The sequence below is a fragment of the Streptomyces sp. WAC05292 genome, assembly GCF_003949955.1.
GTDB classification, from domain to species: Bacteria; Actinomycetota; Actinomycetes; order Streptomycetales; family Streptomycetaceae; genus Streptomyces; species Streptomyces globosus.
On sequence record NZ_RPSE01000002.1, the window covers coordinates 25875 to 47756 of the forward strand.

The following is a 21882-nucleotide window of genomic DNA, read 5'->3' on the forward strand; positions in this document are numbered from 1 at the left end:
ATGAGGACGAACGTGCTGATTGCCGGGTTCCCCGCCGGGGCCTGGGGGACCAACTGCTACGTGGTCGCCCCCGCCGCAGGCGAGGAGTGCGTGATCATCGACCCGGGCCACCAGGCGGCCCAGGGCGTCGAGGAGACCCTCCGCAAGCACCGGCTCAAGCCCGTGGCCGTCGTCCTCACCCACGGCCACATCGACCACGTGGCCTCCGTCGTCCCGGTGTGCGGAGCGCACGACGTGCCGGCCTGGATCCACCCCGAGGACCGCTACATGATGAGCGACCCGGAGAAGGCCCTCGGCCGCTCCATCGGGATGCCGCTCATGGGCGAGCTGACCATCGGCGAGCCGGACGACGTCCGCGAGCTCGCCGACGGCGCCGGCCTGAAGCTCGCCGGCCTCGACTTCACGGTGGCGCACGCGCCCGGCCATACCAAGGGGTCGGTGACCTTCCGGATGCCCGAGCAGGCGGACATCCCGCCGGTGTTCTTCTCGGGCGACCTCCTCTTCGCCGGCTCCATCGGACGCACCGACCTGCCCGGCGGCTCCCACGCCGAGATGCTCGAGTCGCTGGCCCGCGTGTGCCTGCCGCTCGACGACTCGACCGTGGTGCTGTCCGGCCACGGTCCCCAGACCACCATCGGCCGCGAGCGCGCGACCAACCCGTACCTGCGGGAGGTAGCCGCCGGCCTGGCAGCGGACCCCACGGCCGCTCCACGACGAGGAATGTGACGAGACTTTCGTGAGCACCTTCAAGGCCCCCAAGGGCACGTACGACCTGATCCCGCCCCGCTCGGCCAAGTTCCTGGCGGTCCGCGAGGCCATCGCCGCGCCCCTGCGCAACTCCGGCTACGGATACGTGGAGACCCCGGGCTTCGAGAACGTCGAGCTGTTCTCCCGCGGCGTCGGCGAGTCCACGGACATCGTGTCCAAGGAGATGTACACCCTCACGACCCGCGGGGGCGACAAGCTCGCCCTGCGCCCCGAGGGCACCGCGTCCGTGCTGCGCGCCGCCCTGGAGGCCAACCTGCACAAGCAGGGGAACCTGCCGGTCAAGCTCTACTACTCCGGCTCGTACTACCGGTACGAGCGCGCCCAGGCCGGCCGCTACCGCCACTTCTCGCAGGTCGGCGCCGAGGCGATCGGAGCCGAGGATCCCGCCCTGGACGCCGAGCTGATCATCCTGGCCGACCGGGCCTACCGCTCGCTGGGGCTGAAGAACTTCCGGATCCTGCTGAACTCCCTGGGCGACAAGGAGTGCCGTCCCGCCTACCGGGAGACCCTCCAGGCCTTCCTGCGCGGGCTCGACCTGGACGAGGAGACCCTGCGCCGCGCCGAGATCAACCCGCTGCGGGTCCTCGACGACAAGCGGCCCGAGGTCCAGAAGCAGCTCGCCGACGCCCCGCTGCTGCGCGACTACCTCTGCGACGGCTGCAAGGCGTACCACGAGGAGGTGCGCGCGCTGGTCACCGCGGCGGGCGTCGTCTTCGAGGACGACCCGAAGCTGGTCCGCGGACTGGACTACTACACCCGCACCACCTTCGAGTTCGTCCACGGCGGCCTGGGCTCGCAGTCCGCGGTCGGCGGCGGCGGCCGCTATGACGGCCTGTCCGAGATGATCGGCGGTCCGGCGCTGCCGTCGGTGGGCTGGGCGCTCGGCGTCGACCGCACCGTCCTGGCCCTGGAGGCCGAGGGCGTCGAGCTGGACATCGCCCGGACCACCGACGTCTTCGCCGTCGCGCTGGGCGACGCGAAGCCGACCGTCTTCGGGCTGGTCACCGAGCTGCGCCGGGCCGGTGTGTCCGCGGACATGTCGTACGGCGGCAAGGGCCTCAAGGGGGCCATGAAGGACGCCAACCGCTCGGGCGCCCGCTTCGCCGTCGTCGCGGGGGACCGCGACCTCGCCGAAGGCGTCGTCCAGCTCAAGGACATGGAGTCCGGCGAGCAGACGGCCGTGCCGCTGGACGCCCTGGTCGAGAGCGTGCGCGCGAAGCTCGCGTGATGTGTCGAGGCCGGGCGGCGGATACCGTCCGGCCTCGAACCCCGCGAGTGCGGGGAGCAGGCGCCGCCGTTCGTCTCGAAGGCGTACATCTCCGGATCATCCCCGCACCGTCGGGGACCAGCTGACCGGACAACGAGCGGTGGCCGCACGCGGTTACCGCCCGGAAGGCCGCACAGGACCGTGCGGCAGAATGCAGCGCATGACGACGACTACAGGCGACACGACCGTGCGGACCGTCGGCGCGAGCAGGGCCCTGGCCTGGCTGCTGGTGATCACCGGCGCGGCCGGGCTGCTGGCGGCCTGGGTGATCACGATCGACAAGTTCAAGCTGCTGGAGGACCCGAACTTCACGCCCGGGTGCAGCCTGAACCCCATCGTCTCCTGCGGCAACATCATGAAGAGCGAGCAGGCGGCGGTCTTCGGCTTCCCGAACCCGATGCTCGGCCTCGTCGCCTACGGCATCGTGATCTGCGTCGGCATGAGCGTCCTGGCCGGCGCCCGCTTCCGCCCCTGGTACTGGCTCACGTTCAACGCGGGCACCCTCTTCGGCGTCGTCTTCTGCGCCTGGCTGACGTACCAGTCGCTGTACAACATCAGCGCCCTCTGCCTGTGGTGCTGCCTGGCCTGGGTCGCCACCATCCTGATGTTCTGGTACGTCACCGCGCACAACGTCCGCGAGGGGCTGCTGCCCGCGCCGGCCTGGCTGCGGAACTTCCTCGACGAGTTCACCTGGGTCCTGCCGGTACTGCACATCGGGATCATCGGCATGCTGATCCTGACCCGCTGGTGGGAGTTCTGGACCTCCTGAGGCCGCCCGGGCTGTCGGCGGGAGCGCATAGGCTTCCCGTGTGGAACCAGACCTGTTCACCGCCGCAGCCGAAGACCGTGCGGAGAAGGACCCGGCGAGCTCCCCGCTCGCCGTCCGGATGCGCCCGCGCAACCTGGACGAGGTCGTCGGGCAGCAGCACCTGCTGAGGCCGGGCTCGCCGCTGCGGCGGCTGGTCGGCGAGGGTGCGGGCGGCCCGGCCGGTTCCTCGTCGGTGATCCTGTGGGGCCCGCCCGGCACCGGCAAGACGACCCTGGCGTACGTGGTGAGCCAGGCGACGCAGAAGCGCTTCGTGGAGCTGTCCGCGATCACCGCCGGGGTCAAGGAGGTCCGGGCCGTCATCGAGGGCGCCCGGCGCGCCGCGGGCGGCTACGGCAAGGAGACCGTCCTCTTCCTCGACGAGATCCACCGCTTCAGCAAGGCGCAGCAGGACTCGCTGCTCCCGGCCGTCGAGAACCGCTGGGTGACCCTGATCGCGGCGACGACGGAGAACCCGTACTTCTCGGTGATCTCCCCGCTGCTGTCGCGCTCGCTGCTGCTGACGCTGGAGCCGCTGTCCGACGCGGACCTGAGCGGGCTGCTGCACCGGGCCCTGGACGAGGAGCGGGGGCTCGGCGGGGCGGTGTCGCTGCCGGAGGACGCCGAGGCGCACCTGCTGCGGATCGCGGGCGGGGACGCCCGGCGGGCGCTGACGGCGCTGGAGGCGGCCGCGGGGGCGGCCCTCGCCAAGGGCGAGGACGAGATCACGCTCGGGACGGTCGAGGAGACCGTCGACCGGGCGGCCGTGAAGTACGACCGGGACGGCGACCAGCACTACGACGTGGCGAGCGCCCTGATCAAGTCGATCCGCGGCTCCGACGTGGACGCGGCCCTGCACTACCTGGCGCGGATGATCGAGGCGGGGGAGGACCCGCGGTTCATCGCGCGCCGCCTGATGATCTCGGCGAGCGAGGACATCGGGCTGGCGGATCCGAACGCGCTGCCGCTGGCGGTGGCCGCGGCGCAGGCGGTGGCGATGATCGGCTTCCCGGAGGCGGCGCTGACCCTGTCCCACGCGACGATCGCGCTGGCACTGGCCCCGAAGTCGAACACGGCGACGACGGCGATCGGCGCGGCCCTCGCGGACGTGCGGGCGGGCCTGGCGGGGGCGGTGCCGTCGCACCTGCGGGACGGGCACTACAAGGGGGCGGCGAAGCTCGGGCACGCGGTGGGGTACGTGTACCCGCACGACGTGCCGGGGGCGATCGCGGCGCAGCAGTACGCGCCGGACGCGGTCCACGGCAAGCGGTACTACGAGCCGACGCGGTACGGCGCCGAGGCGCGCTACGCGGACGTGGTGGAGAAGGTCCGCGAGCGGCTCCGCGGCGCGGGCGGCGCCTGACCGGCCGCCGGATCACCGGCGGGGGAGTACCTAGCGGCCGGCCGCGGCGAAGAGGTGGTGCATCGCGCGGCGCAGTCCGCACACGTCGCGCACGGGGTCGGGGAAGTCGAAGCGGGCGTCGAAGGAGGAGGACGCCGCGGCGCCGGGGCGGCTGAAGCGGACGCGCAGGCCGAGGCGGTCCAGGGCCAGCGGGACGGCGGTGAGGGCGCCGTCCCGGCGGGGGCCCAGCAGGGAGCCGAGGTCGGCGACGCGGTCGCGGTGGGCGGCGGCGAGGTGCTGGAGGAGTTCGGTCTCGTGGTCCAGGAGGGGGTCGGGCTCGGCTGCGGCGAGGTCGTCGGGGTCGACGTGCTCGGCGCCCCACAGGTCGTCGACGGAGACCTCGCCGACCTCCAGGCGCAGCAGCACCCATCCGGGGCGGGAGTCCAGGCCGAGGAGTCCGCCGACGGGCCGGCGCTCGGCGAGGAGGGCGGCGCAGGCGGCACGCTCGGCCGCGGGGACCCGCGTCAGCCACCCGGCGAGCCAGGCGCGGCCTCGGATACGATGGGGCACGGACACCGGCGCCACGTCCGTGATCTCGATCACGGCGGTGAGGTCGTCGTCCTGGGCGTGAGCGGCTGCCCTGGCAGCCGCGGATTCCCCTGGTACCAGGAGAAGCACGTCCCCGTCCGGGGTGGCGGTCCGCGCGGCCGGCACCCCTGTCCACCACTCTCCCTGGTCGTGAGCACCCGGCAGCGTGAGGGATACTGAGGCGTTGGACTCTACGAGGGTTCGTACGCGTTCGGCTCCGGTGAGCTGCCGAACGCCTTCCCTGGGACGCGGCTGACCTTGTTCATCGTCGTCGAAAGCGGATTCCGGTTGATGGGAATCCGAACTCCGATGCGCTCTGGGCAGGGGGATCCCATGCGGTCGAGACATTACGTCCTCCTCGATAAGGTAAGCCTCACCTAACTTACATGGAGGTAGGTTCCCCGTGAACCAGAAGCGACCCAAGGTCAAGAAGTCGCGTGCTCTCGGCATCGCCCTGACGCCGAAGGCCGTCAAGTACTTCGAGGCCCGCCCCTACCCGCCGGGCGAGCACGGCCGTGGCCGCAAGCAGAACTCGGACTACAAGGTCCGCCTGCTCGAGAAGCAGCGTCTGCGCGCCCAGTACGACATCTCCGAGCGCCAGATGGCCCGCGCCTACGACCGCGCCAAGAAGGCCGAGGGCAAGACGGGCGAGGCGCTGGTCGTCGAGCTCGAGCGTCGCCTCGACGCCCTGGTCCTGCGTTCGGGCATCGCCCGCACCATCTACCAGGCCCGCCAGATGGTCGTCCACGGCCACATCGAGGTCAACGGCGCCAAGGTCGACAAGCCGTCGTTCCGTGTCCGCCCGGACGACGTCATCACCGTGCGCGAGCGCAGCCGCGAGAAGGTCCCGTTCCAGATCGCCCGCGAGGGCGGCTACGCAGGTGAGGGCGAGACCCCGCGCTACCTGCAGGTCAACCTGAAGGCCCTGGCCTTCCGCCTGGACCGCGACCCGAACCGCAAGGAGATCCCGGTCATCTGCGACGAGCAGCTCGTCGTCGAGTACTACGCCCGCTGATCCAGCGGACGGAAGGCTCACAGCCGGTCAGCCCGCCGGCTCCCCCTCGGGGGAGCCGGCGGGCTTCCTGCTTGCCGGCCCCCCGCCGCCCCGTGCCCGGCCCTGCCGACCCGGTATTCCGGTACGGCGGCGGATCTGCGGCGCGATAGGGTCGGAGGACGACTTTTCGACGTAGCGATCAACATGCAGAGAGCGGTGCAACGTGTCCGGTGGAGAGGTGGCCGGAATCCTCGTGGCCGTCTTCTGGGCCATCCTCGTCTCCTTCCTCGCCGTGGCGCTGGCGAGGCTGGCGCAGGTGCTCAAGGCGACCACCAAACTGGTGGCCGACGTGACCGAGCAGGCCGTCCCCCTGCTCGCCGACGCCTCCACCACCGTCCGCTCCGCGCGCACCCAGCTCGACCGGGTCGACGCCATCGCGAGCGACGTCCAGGAGGTCACGTCCAACGCCTCCGCCCTGTCCTCCACCGTGGCCTCCACCTTCGGCGGCCCGCTCGTGAAGGTCGCCGCCTTCGGCTACGGGGTCCGCAAGGCCCTGGGCAGGAGCCGGGAAGGGGCGCCGCGCTCCGCCGAACGGCGTACCGTGATCGTTGGCCGCACGGTGCCGGCCGCGCGGCGCCGCAAGCAGAAGGGCTGAGAGAGCCGATGTTCCGCCGAGCCTTCTGGTTCACCGCAGGCGCAGCCGCCGGCGTGTGGGCCACCACCAAGGTCAACCGCCGGCTGAAGCAGCTGACGCCGGAGAGCCTCGCCGCGCAGGCCGCCGACAAGGCCGTGGAGGCCGGCCACCGGCTCAAGCACTTCGCCCTCGACGTCAAAGCGGGAATGTCGCAGCGCGAGGACGAGCTGAACGACGCACTGGGGTTGCATCAGGACCCCGACCGGCCCGACAACGTCACCGCCCTCCCCGGGCCGCGGCGGCTGCAGGCCATCGAGAACCCGCAACGCACCACCCACCGACCGAACTTCTCCCACATCAACCGGAATGAGGACCACTGATGGAGTCGGCTGAAATCCGCCGCCGCTGGCTGAGCTTCTTCGAGGAGCGCGGTCATGCCGTTGTCCCTTCGGCGTCGCTCATCGCGGACGACCCGACTCTGCTGCTGGTCAACGCGGGCATGGTCCCGTTCAAGCCGTACTTCCTCGGCGAGACCAAGCCCCCGGCCCCGCGGGCCACCAGCGTGCAGAAGTGCGTCCGCACCCCGGACATCGAAGAGGTCGGCAAGACGACCCGCCACGGCACGTTCTTCCAGATGTGCGGCAACTTCTCCTTCGGCGACTACTTCAAGGAAGGCGCCATCAAGCTCGCCTGGGAGCTGCTGACCACCCCGGTGGCGGACGGCGGCTACGGGCTGGAGCCGGAGAAGCTCTGGATCACCGTCTACCAGGACGACGACGAGGCCGAGCAGATCTGGCGCGACGTGGTCGGCGTCCCCGCCGAGCGCATCCAGCGCCTGGGCAAGAAGGACAACTTCTGGTCCATGGGCGTCCCCGGCCCCTGCGGCCCCTGCTCCGAGATCAACTACGACCGCGGCCCCGAGTTCGGCGTCGAGGGCGGCCCCGCCGTCAACGACGAGCGGTACGTGGAGATCTGGAACCTCGTCTTCATGCAGTACGAGCGGGGCGCCGGAGACGGCAAGGAGGACTTCCCGATCCTCGGCGACCTGCCGTCGAAGAACATCGACACCGGCCTCGGCCTCGAACGCCTGGCGATGATCCTCCAGGGCGTCCGGAACATGTACGAGACCGACACCCTGCGCGTCGTCATGGACAAGGCCACGGAGCTGACCGGTGTCCGCTACGGCGCCGCCAAGGAGACCGACGTCTCGATGCGCGTGGTCGCCGACCACATGCGCACCTCCGTCATGCTCATCGGCGACGGCGTCACCCCCGGCAACGAGGGCCGCGGCTACGTGCTGCGCCGCATCATGCGCCGCGCCATCCGCAACATGCGCCTCATGGGCGCGACGGGCCCGGTCGTCAAGGAGCTGCTGGACACCGTCATCGACACGATGGGGCAGCAGTACCCGGAGCTGATCACCGACCGGCAGCGCATCGAGACCGTCGCGCTCGCCGAGGAGGCCCGCTTCCTGAAGACCCTGAACGCCGGCACCAACGTCCTCGAAGGCGCCATCACCGAGACCAAGGCCGGCGGCGGCTCGGTCCTGGCCGGCGACAAGGCGTTCCTGCTGCACGACACGTGGGGCTTCCCGATCGACCTGACCCTGGAGATCGCCGCCGAGCAGGGCCTGACCGTCGACGAGCCCGGCTTCCGCCGCCTGATGCAGGAGCAGAAGGACAAGGCCAAGGCGGACGCGAAGGCCAAGAAGACCGGCCACGCCGACGTCGCCGCCTACCGCGAGATCGCCGACTCGGCGGGCGGCACGGAGTTCACCGGCTACGCCACCAACCAGGGCGAGGCCACCATCGTGGGCCTGCTCGTCAACGGCGTCTCCTCCCCGGCGGCCTCCGAGGGCGACGAGGTCGAGGTCGTCCTGGACCGCACCCCCTTCTACGCCGAGGGCGGCGGCCAGCTCGCCGACCAGGGCCGCATCAAGCTCGACTCGGGCGCCGTCATCGAGGTCCGCGACGTCCAGCAGCCGGTCCCCGGCGTCTCCGTCCACAAGGGCTCCGTCCAGGTCGGCGAGGTGACCGTCGGCGCCTCCGCGTACGCGGCGATCGACGTCCGGCGCCGCCGGGCCATCGCGCGCGCCCACTCGGCGACCCACCTGACCCACCAGGCGCTCCGCGACGCCCTGGGCCCGACGGCCGCTCAGGCCGGCTCGGAGAACAGCCCGGGCCGCTTCCGCTTCGACTTCGGCTCGCCGAACGCCGTCCCCGGCACGGTCCTCACCGACGTCGAGCAGAAGATCAACGACGTGCTCTCGCGCGAGCTGGACGTCACCGCCGAGATCATGAGCATCGACGAGGCGAAGAAGCAGGGCGCCATCGCCGAGTTCGGCGAGAAGTACGGCGAGCGGGTCCGCGTCGTGACCATCGGCGACTTCTCCAAGGAGCTGTGCGGCGGCACGCACGTCGGCAACACCGCCCAGCTGGGCCTGGTGAAGCTGCTCGGCGAGTCCTCCATCGGCTCCGGCGTGCGCCGCGTCGAGGCGCTCGTGGGCGTGGACGCCTACAACTTCCTCGCCAAGGAGCACACGGTCGTCGCCCAGCTCCAGGAGCTGGTCAAGGGCCGCCCCGAGGAGCTCCCGGAGAAGATCGCCTCCATGCTCGGCAAGCTGAAGGACGCCGAGAAGGAGATCGAGAAGTTCCGCGCGGAGAAGGTCCTCCAGGCCGCCGCCGGCCTCGCGGAGAACGCCCAGGACATCCGCGGCGTCGCGCTCGTGGTGGGGCAGGTCCAGGACGGCACCGGCGCCGACGACCTGCGCAAGCTGGTCCTCGACGTCCGCGGCCGCATCCAGGGCGACCGCCCGGCCGTCGTCGCGCTCTTCACCGTCGCGGGCGGCCGCCCGCTGACCGTGGTCGCCACCAACGAGGCCGCCCGCGAGCGCGGCCTGAAGGCCGGCGACCTGGTCCGCACGGCCGCCAAGACCCTCGGCGGCGGAGGCGGCGGCAAGCCCGACGTCGCCCAGGGCGGCGGCCAGAACCCGGACGCCGTGCCGGAGGCCATCGCCGCGGTCGAGCGCCTCGTCGTCGAGACGGCCTGACGATGGCACTGCGCCGCGGACGCCGCCTCGCCATCGACGTCGGGGACGCCCGGATCGGGGTCGCGACCTGCGACCCCGACGGGGTGCTGGCCACACCGGTGGAAACCGTGCCCGGCCGGGACATCCCCTTCGCCCACCGGCGGCTGCGGCAGCTCGTGGAGGAGTACGAACCCCTGGAGGTCGTGGTCGGCCTGCCCCGCTCGCTCAGCGGGCGGGAGGGGCCGGCCGCGGCCAAGGTGCGCGCCTTCGCCGCCGAACTGGCCAAGGGCGTGAGGCCCGTTCCGGTCCGGCTCGTGGACGAGCGGATGACCACGGTCACCGCCGCCCAGGGGCTGCGGGCCTCCGGGCGGAACGCCAAGAAGGGGCGGTCGGTCATCGACCAGGCCGCCGCCGTGGTGATCCTTCAGAACGCTCTTGAGACCGAACGGGTATCGGGTAATCCGCCCGGCGAGTGCGTCGAAGTGGTTGTCTGATCGCGGTACGGTAACGTTCCGCGAGATGCGGCGGCATTCGAACAGTCGTCGCCCACCACTTCAGAGGCGGAACCGGGTGCCTGGCGGCCGTTGCCGGGCACTCCGTCTCGCGGCTCTAGGGGATCCATGACTGAGTATGGCCGGGGCTCTGGCCCCGAACCGTGGCACCCGGAGGACCCCCTGTACGGGGACTCCGGGTGGAGCGGGCACGAGGCCCGGCAGGGCCGGATGCCGTTCGGCGGGAGCCCGCAGCAGCAGTACCCACAGGAGCCGCAGCACCAGCAGTACCACCAGCAGGAGCAGTACCCGGGGCAGATGCAGGGCTACCCGCAGCAGCCCCTGCCCCACGAGCAGATGCCGGTGCAGCAGCCCGCCTACGACGGCGGCGGGCAGGCCTGGGACACCGCCCGCGGCGGCTACACCGCGGCCCCGCAGGCGGCCCAGGGCTACCCGGGCACCGGGCAGTACCCGGGGGCCGCCGAGGGCTACCCGGGGACCGGCGCCCACCCCGGAACGGACGCCTACCCCGGAACCGACGCCTACCCGGCGGCCGACCCGTACCCGGCGCCGGACCCGTACGCGGGCGCGGACCCCTACGCCCAGCAGCCGGTCGGCGGCTACCCGGGGGAGACCCCGGACCTCTACGGCACCCCGGAGGCCTACCCGCCTCCGAAGCCCCCCGGCCGACGCGATCCGGAACCCGATGCGGAACCGGAGGATGACGCGCCGGACGAGGACTCGGCCCTGGCCGACAGCGGCCGCGACGGCGACGAAGACGACCGTGACGCCGGATCCGGCGGCGGACGCCGTGCCGGCCGCTCCAAGGGGAAGGGCAAGGGGAAGCCGAAGCGGAGCGGCGCCGCCTGCCTCGTGGCGGCCCTCGTGATCGCCGGTGTCGTCGGCGGCGGCGGGTACTACGGCTACAGCTACCTCAAGGCCCGCTTCGGCAGCGCCGAGGACTACGCGGGCTCCGGCAACGGCGAGAGCGTCGAGGTCGAGATCCCCAACGGCGCGACCGTCGCCCAGATGGGGTCGATCCTCAAGGAAGCCGGCGTCGTCGCCAGCACGCAGGCCTTCGTCGACGCCGCCACCGCCGACAAGCGGAGCACCGGCATCCAGCCGGGCACGTACACGTTGCAGAAGAAGATGTCGAGCGCGTCCGCCATCGCGGTCCTCGTCGACCCCTCCAAGCTCAACGTGCTCACCATCCCCGAGGGCAAGCGCGCCGTCGACGTCTACAAGATGATCGACAAGAAGCTCGGCAAGCCCGAGGGCACCACCGCCCAGGTCGCGCAGCAGCAGGCGAAGAACCTCGGCCTGCCCGCCTGGGCCGTCAGCACCAGGAAGGTGCGCGACCCGCTGGAGGGCTTCCTCTACCCGACGCGCTACGACCTGTCGAAGGAGACCACGCCCGAGTCCCTGCTCAAGCAGATGGTCAAGAACGCGAACGACAAGTACGCGGCGCTCGGCCTGGAGGGCAAGGCCAAGGAGCTGGGCCTGGCGAACCCGTACGAGCTCGTCATCGTCGCGAGCCTGGTGCAGGTCGAGGGCAACAAGCACGACGACTTCCGCAAGATGTCCGAGGTCATCTACAACCGCCTGAAGCCGTCGAACACCGCCACGAACCAGAAGATCGAGTTCGACTCGACGATCAACTACATCAAGGGCACCAGCAACATCAACGTCAGCCGCGAGGAGACGCGGAAGATCGACGACCCGTACAACACCTACCGCTACGCCGGACTCCCGCCCGGCCCCATCAGCAACCCGGGCGACGAAGCCGTCAACGCGGCGCTCGACCCGGACAAGGGCGGCTGGATGTTCTTCGTGTCCATCGACGGCAACACCACGACCTTCACCAAGACGTTCGCGGAACACGACAAACTGGTGACGGAGTTCAACGAACGGCAGAAGAAGAAGTCGGGCGGGTAGGTAGGTAAGCAGATGTCACGCATACGGGCCGCGGTGCTGGGTTCCCCCATCGAGCACTCCCTCTCACCGGTGCTGCACCGCGCCGCCTACCGGGAGCTCGGCCTCGCCGACTGGTCGTACGACCGCTTCGACCTCGGCGAGGCCGCGCTCGCGGACTTCATGGCCGGCCTCGGCCCCGAGTGGGCCGGGCTCTCCCTGACCATGCCGCTCAAGCGCGCGGTCATCCCGCTGCTCGACGCGATCAGCGACACCGCCGCCTCCGTCGAGGCCGTCAACACCGTCGTCCTGACCGCGGACGGCCGCCGTCTCGGAGACAACACCGACATCCCCGGGATCATCGCCGCCCTCCACGAGCGCGGTGTCGACAAGGTCGACAGCGCGGCGATCCTCGGCGCCGGAGCCACCGCCTCCTCCGCGCTCGCCGCCCTAGGGCGGATATGCACCGGCGAGGTCACCGCCTACGTCCGCTCCCGCGCCCGGGCCGACGAGATGCTCCGCTGGGGCGAGCGGCTCGGCGTCGCCGTCCGCACGGCCGACTGGGCGGACGCCTCCCGCGCCCTCACCGCCCCCCTGGTCATCGCCACCACGCCCGCCGGCGCCGCCGACCGGCTCGCCGCCGACGTCCCCGACGCGCCCGGCACCCTCTTCGACGTCCTGTACGACCCCTGGCCGACCGCCCTCGCCGCCGCCTGGTCGGCCCGCGGCGGCTGCCTCCTGGGCGGCCTGGACCTCCTCGTCCACCAGGCCGTCCTCCAGGTGGAGCAGATGACCGGCCGCACCCCCGGACCGCTCGCCGCGATGCGGGCCGCCGGCGAGGCCGCCCTGCGGGCCCGCCACTGACGGCCCCCGCCGCCGCACCCCGCCCTACCTGATGCACTGTGCCGCCCGGTGTTGCCCCCGCCGGGCGCTGCGGCCAGGGTGGGCCTGGTGGACCGCCCGTCCCGCCAGCTGGACCGGGGGGCGGTGCACCGGCCCGGACGTGGGAGGATCGGGTAAAGGCGGGTCCGGGCCGCGCACCCGGCCGCGCCGCCGCTGTACCAGGCGCGAGCATGAGGAGCATCGTTGAGCAGGTTGCGTTGGCTGACCGCCGGGGAATCGCACGGTCCGGCGCTGGTGGCGACGCTGGAGGGGCTTCCCGCCGGCGTCCCGGTGACCACGGAGCTGGTCGCCGACCACCTGGCGCGGCGCCGGCTCGGGTACGGGCGCGGCGCGCGGATGAAGTTCGAGCAGGACGAGGTCACCTTCCTCGGCGGCGTGCGCCACGGCCTGTCGCTGGGCTCCCCGGTCGCCGTCATGGTCGGCAACACCGAGTGGCCCAAGTGGGAGAAGGTCATGTCGGCCGACCCCGTCGACCCCTCGGAGCTGAAGGAGACCGGCCGCAACGCGCCGCTCACCCGGCCCCGCCCGGGCCACGCCGACCTCGCCGGCATGCAGAAGTACGGCTTCGACGAGGCCCGGCCGATCCTGGAGCGCGCCAGCGCCCGTGAGACCGCCGCCCGCGTCGCCCTCGGCGCCGTCGCCCGCTCCTTCCTGAAGGAGGCCGCCGGCATCGAGATCGTCAGCCACGTCGTCGAACTCGCCGCCGCCAAGGCCCCGTACGGCGTCTACCCCACCCCGGCCGACGTCGAGAAGCTGGACGCCGACCCGGTGCGCTGCCTCGACGCGGACGCCTCGAAGGCGATGGTCGCCGAGATCGACCAGGCCCACAAGGACGGCGACACCCTCGGCGGCGTCGTCGAGGTCCTCGCCTACGGCGTCCCCGTCGGCCTCGGCTCGCACGTCCACTGGGACCGCCGCCTGGACGCCCGCCTCGCGGCCGCGCTGATGGGCATCCAGGCCATCAAGGGCGTCGAGGTCGGCGACGGCTTCGACCTGGCCCGCGTCCCCGGCTCCAAGGCGCACGACGAGATCGTCGCCACCCCCGAGGGCATCAAGCGGACCTCCGGCCGCTCCGGCGGCACCGAGGGCGGCCTGACCACCGGCGAGCTGCTCCGCGTCCGCGCCGCGATGAAGCCCATCGCGACCGTCCCGCGCGCCCTGGCCACCATCGACGTCGCCACCGGCGAGGCGGCCGCCGCGCACCACCAGCGCTCCGACGTGTGCGCCGTCCCGGCGGCCGGCATCGTGGCCGAGGCCATGGTCGCCCTGGTCCTCGCCGACGCCGTCGTGGAGAAGTTCGGCGGCGACTCGGTCGCCGAGACCCGCCGCAACGTGCAGTCGTACCTCGACAACCTGCACATCCGGTGACCGGCGGACCCCTGGTCGTCCTCGTCGGCCCCATGGGCTCCGGCAAGTCCACCGTCGGCCGGCTCCTCGCCGACCGGCTCGGCGTCCCCTACCGGGACACCGACGCCGACATCGTCGCCGCCGAGGGCCGGGCGATCGCCGACATCTTCGTCGACGAGGGCGAGCCGCACTTCCGCGAGCTGGAACGGCAGGCGGTCGCCGCGGCCGTCGCCGAGCACACCGGCGTGCTCGCCCTCGGCGGCGGCGCCGTCCTCGACGCGGACACCCGTGCCCTGCTGGCCGGCCTGCCCGTCGCCTACCTGTCGATGGACGTCGAGGAGGCCGTCCGGCGCGTCGGCCTCGGCGCCGCCCGCCCGCTGCTCGCCGTCAACCCGCGCCGGCAGTGGCGCGAGCTGATGGAGGCGCGCCGCCCCCTGTACACCGAAGTCGCGCGCGTCGAGGTCGCCACCGACGCGCGCACCCCCGAAGAGGTCGCCCAGGCGGTCCTCGACGCACTGGAGTTGAAGGACGTATGACAGACCAGGTGACGAGGATCCACGTCGGCGGCAGCGCCGGCCACGACCCGTACGACGTGCTGGTCGGCCGGCAGCTGCTCGGCGAGCTCGGCGCTCTGATCGGCACCAAGGCCCAGCGGGTCGCCGTGATCCACCCCGAGGCGCTCGCCTCCACCGGCGAGGCGCTGCGCGACGACCTGGCCGAGCAGGGCTACGAGGCCATCGCCATCCAGGTGCCGAACGCCGAGGAGGCCAAGACCGCCGAGGTCGCCGCCTACTGCTGGAAGGCGCTCGGCCAGTCCGGCTTCACCCGCACCGACGCCGTCGTCGGCGTCGGCGGCGGCGCCACCACCGACCTGGCGGGCTTCGTCGCGGCCACCTGGCTGCGCGGCGTGCGCTGGATCGCCGTGCCGACCACCGTCCTCGCGATGGTCGACGCGGCCGTCGGCGGCAAGACGGGCATCAACACCGCCGAGGGCAAGAACCTCGTCGGCGCCTTCCACCCGCCCGCGGGCGTCCTGTGCGACCTGGCCGCCCTCGACTCGCTGCCGGTCCACGACTACGTCAGCGGCCTCGCCGAGATCATCAAGGCCGGCTTCATCGCCGATCCCGCCATCCTCGACCTGATCGAGGCCGACCCGGCCGCCGCCCGCACCCCGGACGGCCCGCACACCGCGGAGCTCATCGTCCGCTCCATCCGGGTCAAGGCGGACGTCGTCTCCAGCGACCTCAAGGAATCGGGCCTGCGGGAGATCCTCAACTACGGCCACACCCTGGCCCACGCCATCGAGAAGAACGAGCGCTACAAGTGGCGCCACGGCGCCGCCGTCTCCGTCGGCATGGTCTTCGCCGCCGAGCTCGGCCGGCTCGCCGGCCGCCTCGACGACGCCACCGCCGACCGGCACAGGGAGATCCTCGCCTCCGTCGGCCTGCCGCTCACCTACCGCGGCGACCAGTGGCCCAAGCTGCTCCAGACCATGCAGGTCGACAAGAAGTCCCGCGGCAACCTGCTGCGGTTCATCGTCCTCGACGGGCTGGCCAAGCCGACGGTCCTGGAGGGCCCCGACCCGGCCCACCTCATCGCCGCCTACGGCGAGGTGTCGGCGTGAGCCGCCGGGTGCTGGTGCTGAACGGCCCCAACCTCGGCCGGCTCGGCTCCCGCGAGCCCGACGTGTACGGGGCCACCTCGTACGCCGGGCTCGTCGAGACCTGCCGGGACCTCGGCGCGGAGCTCGGCTTCGACGTCGAGGTCCGCGAGACCAACGACGAGGGGGAGCTGATCCGCTGGCTCCACGAGGCCGCCGACGGGAAGATCCCCGTGGTCATCAACCCCGGCGCGTTCACGCACTACTCGTACGGCATGCGGGACGCGGCCGCGCAGCGCACCGCCCCGCTGATCGAGGTGCACATCTCGAACCCGTACGCCCGTGAGGAGTTCCGGCACACCTCGGTGATCGCCGCGGTCGCCACGGGCACCGTGGCGGGCTTCGGCATCGGCTCGTACCGGCTCGCCCTGCGCGCCCTCGCGGAGGAAGTCGCCCGCTGAGGCGGACGCCGGTGGGATGCGCCGCGCCCGCAGTCATATAACGTTCTCGCATCAGTCGGTGGAACGAGACGGAGTGGCAGCGGAATGCACCAGGGAGTCGGGGGCGGCAGCGGCGGCTGGGGTCCGCAGGGACACCGGCCGGCGGTGCCGCCGCAGCCGCCGATAGCGCCCGCCCAGGGCTGGCCGGGCTCCCCGCCGCCCCCTCACATGCCGCAGCCCGGGCCCCAGCCCAACCCGCAGCCCGGCCCGCCCGCGGGGCCCGAGGCCACCGGGCACATCCCGCTGCCGCCCGCGGCCGCCGCGCCGGCCGCCGGCGGGACCGGCCACGGCACCGGCACGGCGACGATCGCCGTGCTCCTCATCGGCCCGGCCGGAGCCGGCAAGACCACCGTGGCCCGGCACTGGGCGGGCAGCCGCCGCGTGCCCACCGCGCACATCAGCCTCGACGACGTCCGCGAATGGGTCTGCTCCGGCTTCGCCGACCCCCAGGCCGGCTGGAACGACCACTCCGAGGCCCAGTACCGCCTCGCCCGCCGCACCTGCGGCTTCGCCGCCCGCAACTTCCTGGCCAACGGGATCTCCTGCATCCTCGACGACGCCGTCTTCCCCGACCGGCCCGTCGTCGGCCTCGGCGGCTGGAAGCGCCACGTCGGCCCCCACCTGCTGCCCGTGGTGCTCCTGCCGGGCCTGGAGATCGTCCTGGAGCGCAACGCACAGCGCTCCGGCAACCGCAGGCTCTCCGACGAGGAGGTCGCCCGCATCCACGGCCGGATGGCCGGCTGGTACGGGTCCGGGCTGCCGATCATCGACAACTCCGACCTCGACGTCGAAGCCACCGCCCGCGCCCTGGACGAGGCCCTGGCCCACTCCCTCTCCACCGCCTCGCCCTGAGGTCCTCCGCACACGGCCCCGCACCGGACGGGGGCGCTCGCCGGGCCGGATGCGCCGGGCGCTCGTAGGCTCGAAGACATGTCAGACGTGTACGCGGCCCGCCGGGGCCTGCTTCGCGACCGCTGTGCCGCCGCCGGGAACGACGCCGCACTGATCACGCGTCCGGCGAACGTCCGCTACCTCGCCGGGGGAGCCCCGCGGGGAGCCGTCCTGCTCCTGGGACCCGGCGGCGAGGACAGCCTCTTCACGGTGGGCCCGCCCAGCGGGGAGCTCGACGAGGGCCGCCTCGACGAGCGGCTGCGGCTCTCCGTGCTGGCCGGGCCCGGCGCGGACGCGGCCGTCGCCGCCGCCGACCTGGCCGGCTCCGCCCGCGCCGACTGCCTCGCCGTCGAGGAGCACCACCTCACCGTCGCCCGCCACCGCGCCCTGCACTCCGTCGCGCCGCGGCTGCGGCTCACCGACCTCGGGACCGCCGTCGAACAGCAGCGCCTGGTCAAGGACGAGGAGGAGATCGCCTGCCTGCGGATCGCCGCCGAGATCGCCGACCAGGCCCTCGGCGAACTGCTGGAGTCGATCCTCGTCGGGCGCACCGAGCGCCACCTCGCCCTGGAGCTGGAGCGCCGCCTCGTCGACCACGGGGCCGACGGCCCGGCCTTCCCGACCTCCGTAGGCACCGGGCCGCACTCGGGCCGCGCCCGGCACCGGCCCTCCGACCGGAGGGTGGAGGAGGGCGACTTCCTGACCGTCTGCCTGGGCGCCAACTACCGCGGCTACCGGTGCGAGATCGGCCGGACCTTCGTCATCGGCACCAGCCCGGCCGACTGGCAGATCCAGCTGTACGACCTCGTCTTCGCCGCCCAGCGCGCCGGCCGCGAGGCGCTCCTGCCGGGGGCCGCGTACAGGGACGTGGACCGCGCGGCGCGCTCCCTGCTGGACTCCGCGGGCCACTCGGAAGCCGTCGCTCCGTCGACCGGGCACGGCGTCGGCCTGGAAATCGACGAGGACCCGCAGCTTGCACCTACGGCAATGGGTAAACTGGACGCTTGCGTGCCGGTCACCGTCGAACCGGGGGTCCACCTCCCGGGCCGGGGCGGAGTCCGGATCGATGACACGCTCGTCGTACGCCCCGAGGCGGACGGCGGTCCCGAGCTACTCACCATTACGACCAAGGAGCTGCTCGCACTGTAGGCCCGTCCGGCGGGCCGTGTGCGCACCCGTGGTCTTCCAGTGCAGGAGATTCCGCAACCGTGGCTTCCACGAACGACCTCAAGAACGGCATGGTGCTCAAGCTCGACGGTGACCAGCTCTGGTCCGTCGTCGAGTTCCAGCACGTCAAGCCCGGCAAGGGCCCGGCCTTCGTGCGCACCAAGCTCAAGAACGTGCTGTCCGGCAAGGTCGTCGACAAGACCTTCAACGCGGGTGTGAAGGTCGAGACGGCCACCATCGACCGCCGCGACATGCAGTTCTCGTACATGGACGGCGACTACTTCGTCTTCATGGACATGCAGACCTACGACCAGCTGCACGTCGACCGCAAGGCCGTCGGCGACGCCGCCAACTTCCTGATCGAGGGCTTCACCGCCTCCGTCGCCCAGCACGAGGGCGAGGTGCTCTACGTCGAGCTGCCGGCCGCCGTCGAGCTGGTCATCGAGCACACCGACCCGGGCGTCCAGGGCGACCGCTCCACCGGCGGCACCAAGCCCGCCCGCCTGGAGACCGGCCACGAGATCCAGGTCCCGCTGTTCGTCACCACGGGCGAGAAGGTCAAGGTCGACACCCGCACCAGCGACTACCTCGGCCGGGTGAACGGCTAACCGTGGCTGCCCGCAGCAACGCGCGCAAGCGCGCCTTCCAGATCCTGTTCGAGGCCGACCAGCGCGGGGTGCCCGTGCGGGAGGTCCTCGCGGACTGGGTCCGCCACGCGCGGTCGGACGACCGGCAGCCTCCGGTCAACGCCTTCACGATGGACCTCGTCGAGGGCTACGCCGACAAGGTGAACCGCATCGACGACCTGATCGTCACCTACGCCGTGGACTGGGAGCTCGACCGCATGCCGGTCGTCGACCGGAACATCGTGCGGCTCGGGGCGTACGAGCTGATCTGGGTGGACGACACCCCGGACGCCGTGGCCATCGACGAGGCCGTGCAGCTGGCCAAGGAGTTCTCCACGGACGAGTCGCCGTCCTTCGTCAACGGGCTCCTCGCCCGCTTCAAGGACCTGAAGCCGAGCCTGCGCCGGGGCGAGTAGCCCCCGGCAGCCGCCCGGCACGCCGGAAGGGGCCCGCAGCGCACCAGCGCCGCGGGCCCCTTCCGCCTCTCCGGACCCCCGACGGCCGGTGCGAAACCGGTGCGGGCCGGGAGCCTGATCCGGCTCCCGGCCCGCACCGGTAACGTTTCTGCTGGTCCCGGGGGACCGGGGGACTACGCGTCCTCGTGCGCCACGGCGCGGCGCGCGTCGGCGTCGAGCACGCCCCAGCTGATCAGCTGCTCGGTCAGGACCGAGGGCGACTGGTCGTAGATGACGGCCAGGGTGCGCAGGTCGTCCTGGCGGATCGACAGCACCTTGCCGTTGTAGTCGCCGCGCTGGCTCTGGATCGTCGCCGCGTAGCGCTGGAGCGGTCCGGCCTTCTCCGCGGGGACGCCGGCCAGGCGCTCCAGGTCCAGGCGCAGCTTCGGCGGCGGCTCGGCCGCCCCGCCGGGCGTGGTGCCCGGGAGGAGCTCCTGCACCGGCACCCCGTAGAAGTCCGCCAGCTCGGCGAGGCGCTGGACGGTCACGGCGCGGTCCCCGCGCTCGTACGAACCGACCACCACGGCCTTCCACCGGCCCTGGGACTTCTCCTCGACACCGTGGAGGGAGAGGCCCTGCTGGGTGCGGATGGCGCGGAGCTTGGCCCCGAGCTGTTTGGCGTATTCGCTGGACATAACGCTCCCGGACGCTGTGACGCTGTGGCTACTTGACTCCGAGCGGCTCGCCGCGCGGCTGGTAACTCACTGTGAGGTTACGCAGCGTGATTTGGGTGCGTCAAGCCGAATGCCGACCCCGGCGCACGGACGAGGGGCCCCGCACGCCCCCGGTTCGGCCCCCGCCCGGACCACTGGTACCGTGGGGACCGTTGCAGACGTCCTTTAAGGTCCGTCCCGTGAGGCGGAGAAGGAGGTCCTTTTCCCATGGACGCTCAGGCTTTGAACGCCGGTGCCGTCGAGACCGGGCCCATGCGCCCCGTCCTCGAGGCACAGGACATCGCGCGGGTCCTCACCCGCATCGCCCACGAGATCGTCGAACGCGCCAAGGGCGCCGACGACGTGGTGCTCCTCGGCATCCCCACCCGCGGCGTGTTCCTCGCCCGCCGGCTGGCCGCCAAACTCGAAGAGATCACCGGCGCGAAGATCCCGGTCGGCTCCCTCGACATCACCATGTACCGCGACGACCTGCGGATGAAGCCGGCGCGCGCCATCGGCCGCACCGAGATCCCCGGTGACGACATCGACGGCCGGCTCGTCGTCCTCGTCGACGACGTCCTCTTCTCCGGCCGTACCATCCGCGCCGCCCTCGACGCCCTCGGCGACCTCGGCCGCCCCCGCGCGGTGCAGCTCGCCGTCCTCGTCGACCGCGGCCACCGCGAACTGCCGATCCGCGCCGACTACGTCGGCAAGAACCTCCCGACCTCCCTGCGGGAGATCGTCAAGGTCCAGCTCCAGGAGGAGGACGGCCGTGACGCCGTGCTGCTCGGGCAGCGGACCGACGCCGAAGCCGGGCAGTAGCCCGACCCCCTGACGGGCCCCGCACGGGCCCGCGCTCCGGCCTGCCCCGCACCCCTCCGGCACGCCGCCCGCCGCTCTGCCCTCCTTCGACCAACGGAGCACCCAGATGAAGCGCCACCTCATCTCGGCCGCCGACCTCACGCGCGACGACGCCGTCCTGATCCTCGACACCGCCGAGGAGATGGCGCGCGTCGCCGACCGGCCGATCAAGAAGCTGCCCACCCTGCGCGGCCGCACGATCTGCAACCTCTTCTTCGAGGACTCCACCCGCACCCGGATCTCCTTCGAGGCCGCCGAGAAGCGCCTGTCCGCGGACGTCATCAACTTCGCGGCCAAGGGCTCCTCCGTTTCCAAGGGCGAATCCCTCAAGGACACCGCCCAGACCCTGGAGGCCATGGGCGTCGACGCCGTCGTCATCCGGCACGGCGCCTCCGGCGCCCCCTACCGCCTGGCGAACTCCGGCTGGATCGACGCCCCCGTCATCAACGCCGGCGACGGCACCCACCAGCACCCCACCCAGGCCCTGCTGGACGCCTTCACCATGCGCCGCCGCCTCGTCGGCCGCGACGCCGGCCTCGGCAAGGACCTCGCCGGCCGCCGCATCACCATCGTCGGCGACATCCTCCACAGCCGCGTCGCCCGCTCCAACGTCGACCTGCTGCACACGCTCGGAGCCGAGGTCACCCTCGTGGCCCCGCCCACCCTCGTCCCCGTCGGGGTCGAGACCTGGCCCTGCGAGGTCTCCTACAGCCTCGACGAGGTGCTGCCGAAGTCCGACGCGGTCATGATGCTGCGTGTGCAGCGCGAACGGATGAACGCCGCGTTCTTCCCCACCGAGCGCGAATACTCCCGCCGGTACGGGCTCGACGCCGCCCGGATGGCGCGGATGCCCGAGCACGCCGTCGTCATGCACCCCGGCCCCATGGTCCGCGGCATGGAGATCACCGCCGAGGTCGCCGACTCCGACCGCTGCACCGTCGTCGAGCAGGTCGCCAACGGCGTCTCCGTCCGCATGGCCGTCCTCTACCTCCTGCTCGGCGGCTCCGAGCCCGCCGTCACCGCCCCGTCCCGCACCGAGGAGACCAAGTAA

General features: G+C 72.3%; 23 protein-coding genes. 21 read left to right on the top strand and 2 right to left on the bottom strand.

Features of this window, described 5'->3' with window-relative positions; genetic code table 11:
* The first annotated feature begins 12 nt into the window (after nt 1–12).
* The 4 genes from EF903_RS00445 to EF903_RS00460 all read left to right on the top strand — a co-directional run bounded on the left by EF903_RS00445 (nt 13) and on the right by EF903_RS00460 (nt 4203).
* Nucleotides 13–726, top strand: coding sequence for an MBL fold metallo-hydrolase (locus EF903_RS00445; RefSeq protein WP_125540593.1), 714 nt, complete (start codon nt 13–15; stop codon nt 724–726).
* Nucleotides 727–736: 10 nt separating this feature from the next.
* On the top strand, nt 737–1996 hold the full coding sequence (gene hisS / locus EF903_RS00450) for a histidine--tRNA ligase (protein WP_125540594.1): 1260 nt from the start codon (nt 737–739) through the stop codon (nt 1994–1996).
* A 199-nt stretch (nt 1997–2195) separates the two neighbouring features.
* Nucleotides 2196–2804 (top strand): vitamin K epoxide reductase family protein, encoded by a 609-nt coding sequence (locus EF903_RS00455; RefSeq protein ID WP_125540595.1) that lies wholly within the window; start codon nt 2196–2198, stop codon nt 2802–2804.
* 40 nt (nt 2805–2844) lie between these two features.
* Nucleotides 2845–4203 (top strand): replication-associated recombination protein A, encoded by a 1359-nt coding sequence (locus tag EF903_RS00460; protein ID WP_125540596.1) that lies wholly within the window; start codon nt 2845–2847, stop codon nt 4201–4203.
* A gap of 30 nt (nt 4204–4233) precedes the next feature.
* On the opposite strand, the gene EF903_RS00465 is transcribed toward EF903_RS00460, so the two are convergent.
* A complete protein-coding gene (locus tag EF903_RS00465) occupies nt 4234–4896 on the bottom strand; it encodes a DUF2470 domain-containing protein (RefSeq protein ID WP_125540597.1) in 663 nt (220 codons plus the stop codon).
* 277 nt (nt 4897–5173) lie between these two features.
* On the opposite strand from EF903_RS00465, the gene rpsD reads away from it, so the two are divergent.
* The 15 genes from rpsD (at nt 5174) to nusB (ending at nt 19278) form a co-directional block, all read left to right on the top strand.
* On the top strand, nt 5174–5785 hold the full coding sequence (rpsD, locus tag EF903_RS00470; RefSeq protein WP_114056761.1) for a 30S ribosomal protein S4: 612 nt from the start codon (nt 5174–5176) through the stop codon (nt 5783–5785).
* Nucleotides 5786–5987: 202 nt separating this feature from the next.
* The gene (locus EF903_RS00475) at nt 5988–6419 is read left to right on the top strand and encodes a DUF948 domain-containing protein (protein ID WP_125540598.1); all 432 of its coding nucleotides are present in this window, start codon (nt 5988–5990) and stop codon (nt 6417–6419) included.
* A gap of 8 nt (nt 6420–6427) precedes the next feature.
* Complete coding sequence (locus tag EF903_RS00480; RefSeq protein ID WP_125540599.1) at nt 6428–6778, top strand: DUF6167 family protein; 351 nt, start codon at nt 6428–6430, stop codon at nt 6776–6778.
* Nucleotides 6778–9447, top strand: coding sequence for an alanine--tRNA ligase (alaS, locus tag EF903_RS00485; protein ID WP_125540600.1), 2670 nt, complete (start codon nt 6778–6780; stop codon nt 9445–9447). Before EF903_RS00480 ends, alaS begins: the two co-directional genes overlap by 1 nt.
* A gap of 2 nt (nt 9448–9449) precedes the next feature.
* Nucleotides 9450–9920, top strand: coding sequence for a Holliday junction resolvase RuvX (ruvX, locus tag EF903_RS00490; RefSeq protein WP_125540601.1), 471 nt, complete (start codon nt 9450–9452; stop codon nt 9918–9920).
* A 126-nt stretch (nt 9921–10046) separates the two neighbouring features.
* Nucleotides 10047–11852, top strand: coding sequence for an endolytic transglycosylase MltG (gene mltG / locus EF903_RS00500; RefSeq protein ID WP_125540602.1), 1806 nt, complete (start codon nt 10047–10049; stop codon nt 11850–11852).
* A 12-nt stretch (nt 11853–11864) separates the two neighbouring features.
* On the top strand, nt 11865–12692 hold the full coding sequence (locus EF903_RS00505; protein ID WP_125540603.1) for a shikimate dehydrogenase: 828 nt from the start codon (nt 11865–11867) through the stop codon (nt 12690–12692).
* Nucleotides 12693–12914: 222 nt separating this feature from the next.
* On the top strand, nt 12915–14099 hold the full coding sequence (aroC, locus tag EF903_RS00510; RefSeq protein WP_114056754.1) for a chorismate synthase: 1185 nt from the start codon (nt 12915–12917) through the stop codon (nt 14097–14099).
* On the top strand, nt 14096–14614 hold the full coding sequence (locus EF903_RS00515; RefSeq protein ID WP_125540604.1) for a shikimate kinase: 519 nt from the start codon (nt 14096–14098) through the stop codon (nt 14612–14614). Before aroC ends, EF903_RS00515 begins: the two co-directional genes overlap by 4 nt.
* Nucleotides 14611–15702, top strand: a complete 1092-nt coding sequence (gene aroB / locus EF903_RS00520; protein WP_125540605.1) for a 3-dehydroquinate synthase — start codon at nt 14611–14613, stop codon at nt 15700–15702. Before EF903_RS00515 ends, aroB begins: the two co-directional genes overlap by 4 nt.
* Nucleotides 15699–16139 (top strand): type II 3-dehydroquinate dehydratase, encoded by a 441-nt coding sequence (gene aroQ, locus EF903_RS00525; protein ID WP_125540606.1) that lies wholly within the window; start codon nt 15699–15701, stop codon nt 16137–16139. The genes aroB and aroQ overlap by 4 nt, the downstream gene beginning before the upstream one ends.
* An 84-nt stretch (nt 16140–16223) precedes the next feature.
* Complete coding sequence (locus tag EF903_RS00530; RefSeq protein WP_125540607.1) at nt 16224–17030, top strand: AAA family ATPase; 807 nt, start codon at nt 16224–16226, stop codon at nt 17028–17030.
* Nucleotides 17031–17108: 78 nt separating this feature from the next.
* Complete coding sequence (locus EF903_RS00535; RefSeq protein WP_114056749.1) at nt 17109–18218, top strand: aminopeptidase P family protein; 1110 nt, start codon at nt 17109–17111, stop codon at nt 18216–18218.
* Nucleotides 18219–18277: 59 nt separating this feature from the next.
* Complete coding sequence (gene efp / locus EF903_RS00540; RefSeq protein WP_125540608.1) at nt 18278–18844, top strand: elongation factor P; 567 nt, start codon at nt 18278–18280, stop codon at nt 18842–18844.
* Between the two features lie 2 nt (nt 18845–18846).
* Nucleotides 18847–19278 (top strand): transcription antitermination factor NusB, encoded by a 432-nt coding sequence (nusB, locus tag EF903_RS00545; RefSeq protein WP_125540609.1) that lies wholly within the window; start codon nt 18847–18849, stop codon nt 19276–19278.
* Between the two features lie 173 nt (nt 19279–19451).
* On the opposite strand, the gene bldD is transcribed toward nusB, so the two are convergent.
* On the bottom strand, nt 19452–19952 hold the full coding sequence (gene bldD, locus EF903_RS00550; protein WP_030841550.1) for a transcriptional regulator BldD: 501 nt from the start codon (nt 19950–19952) through the stop codon (nt 19452–19454).
* Nucleotides 19953–20198: 246 nt separating this feature from the next.
* On the opposite strand from bldD, the gene pyrR reads away from it, so the two are divergent.
* Nucleotides 20199–20792: a bifunctional pyr operon transcriptional regulator/uracil phosphoribosyltransferase PyrR gene (pyrR, locus tag EF903_RS00555; protein WP_260614683.1), complete on the top strand. Its 594-nt coding sequence runs from the start codon at nt 20199–20201 to the stop codon at nt 20790–20792.
* 106 nt (nt 20793–20898) lie between these two features.
* Nucleotides 20899–21882 carry an aspartate carbamoyltransferase catalytic subunit gene (locus EF903_RS00560; protein ID WP_114056746.1) on the top strand — a complete coding sequence of 328 codons (984 nt, stop codon included), beginning with the start codon at nt 20899–20901 and terminating at the stop codon, nt 21880–21882.

Excerpts from the sequence above, each read along its gene's own strand:
- aroB (WP_125540605.1), top strand. The coding sequence starts at position 14,611 with ATGACAGACCAGGTGACGAGGATCCACGTCGGCGGCAGCGCCGGCCAC.
- EF903_RS00535 (WP_114056749.1), top strand. The coding sequence starts at position 17,109 with ATGTCAGACGTGTACGCGGCCCGCCGGGGCCTGCTTCGCGACCGCTGT.
- bldD (WP_030841550.1), bottom strand. The coding sequence starts at position 19,952 with ATGTCCAGCGAATACGCCAAACAGCTCGGGGCCAAGCTCCGCGCCATC.
- ruvX (WP_125540601.1), top strand. The coding sequence starts at position 9,450 with ATGGCACTGCGCCGCGGACGCCGCCTCGCCATCGACGTCGGGGACGCC.
- EF903_RS00530 (WP_125540607.1), top strand. The coding sequence starts at position 16,224 with ATGCACCAGGGAGTCGGGGGCGGCAGCGGCGGCTGGGGTCCGCAGGGA.
- EF903_RS00505 (WP_125540603.1), top strand. The coding sequence starts at position 11,865 with ATGTCACGCATACGGGCCGCGGTGCTGGGTTCCCCCATCGAGCACTCC.
- EF903_RS00455 (WP_125540595.1), top strand. The coding sequence starts at position 2,196 with ATGACGACGACTACAGGCGACACGACCGTGCGGACCGTCGGCGCGAGC.
- pyrR (WP_260614683.1), top strand. The coding sequence starts at position 20,199 with ATGGACGCTCAGGCTTTGAACGCCGGTGCCGTCGAGACCGGGCCCATG.
- alaS (WP_125540600.1), top strand. The coding sequence starts at position 6,778 with ATGGAGTCGGCTGAAATCCGCCGCCGCTGGCTGAGCTTCTTCGAGGAG.
- EF903_RS00560 (WP_114056746.1), top strand. The coding sequence starts at position 20,899 with ATGAAGCGCCACCTCATCTCGGCCGCCGACCTCACGCGCGACGACGCC.
- EF903_RS00480 (WP_125540599.1), top strand. The coding sequence starts at position 6,428 with ATGTTCCGCCGAGCCTTCTGGTTCACCGCAGGCGCAGCCGCCGGCGTG.
- mltG (WP_125540602.1), top strand. The coding sequence starts at position 10,047 with ATGACTGAGTATGGCCGGGGCTCTGGCCCCGAACCGTGGCACCCGGAG.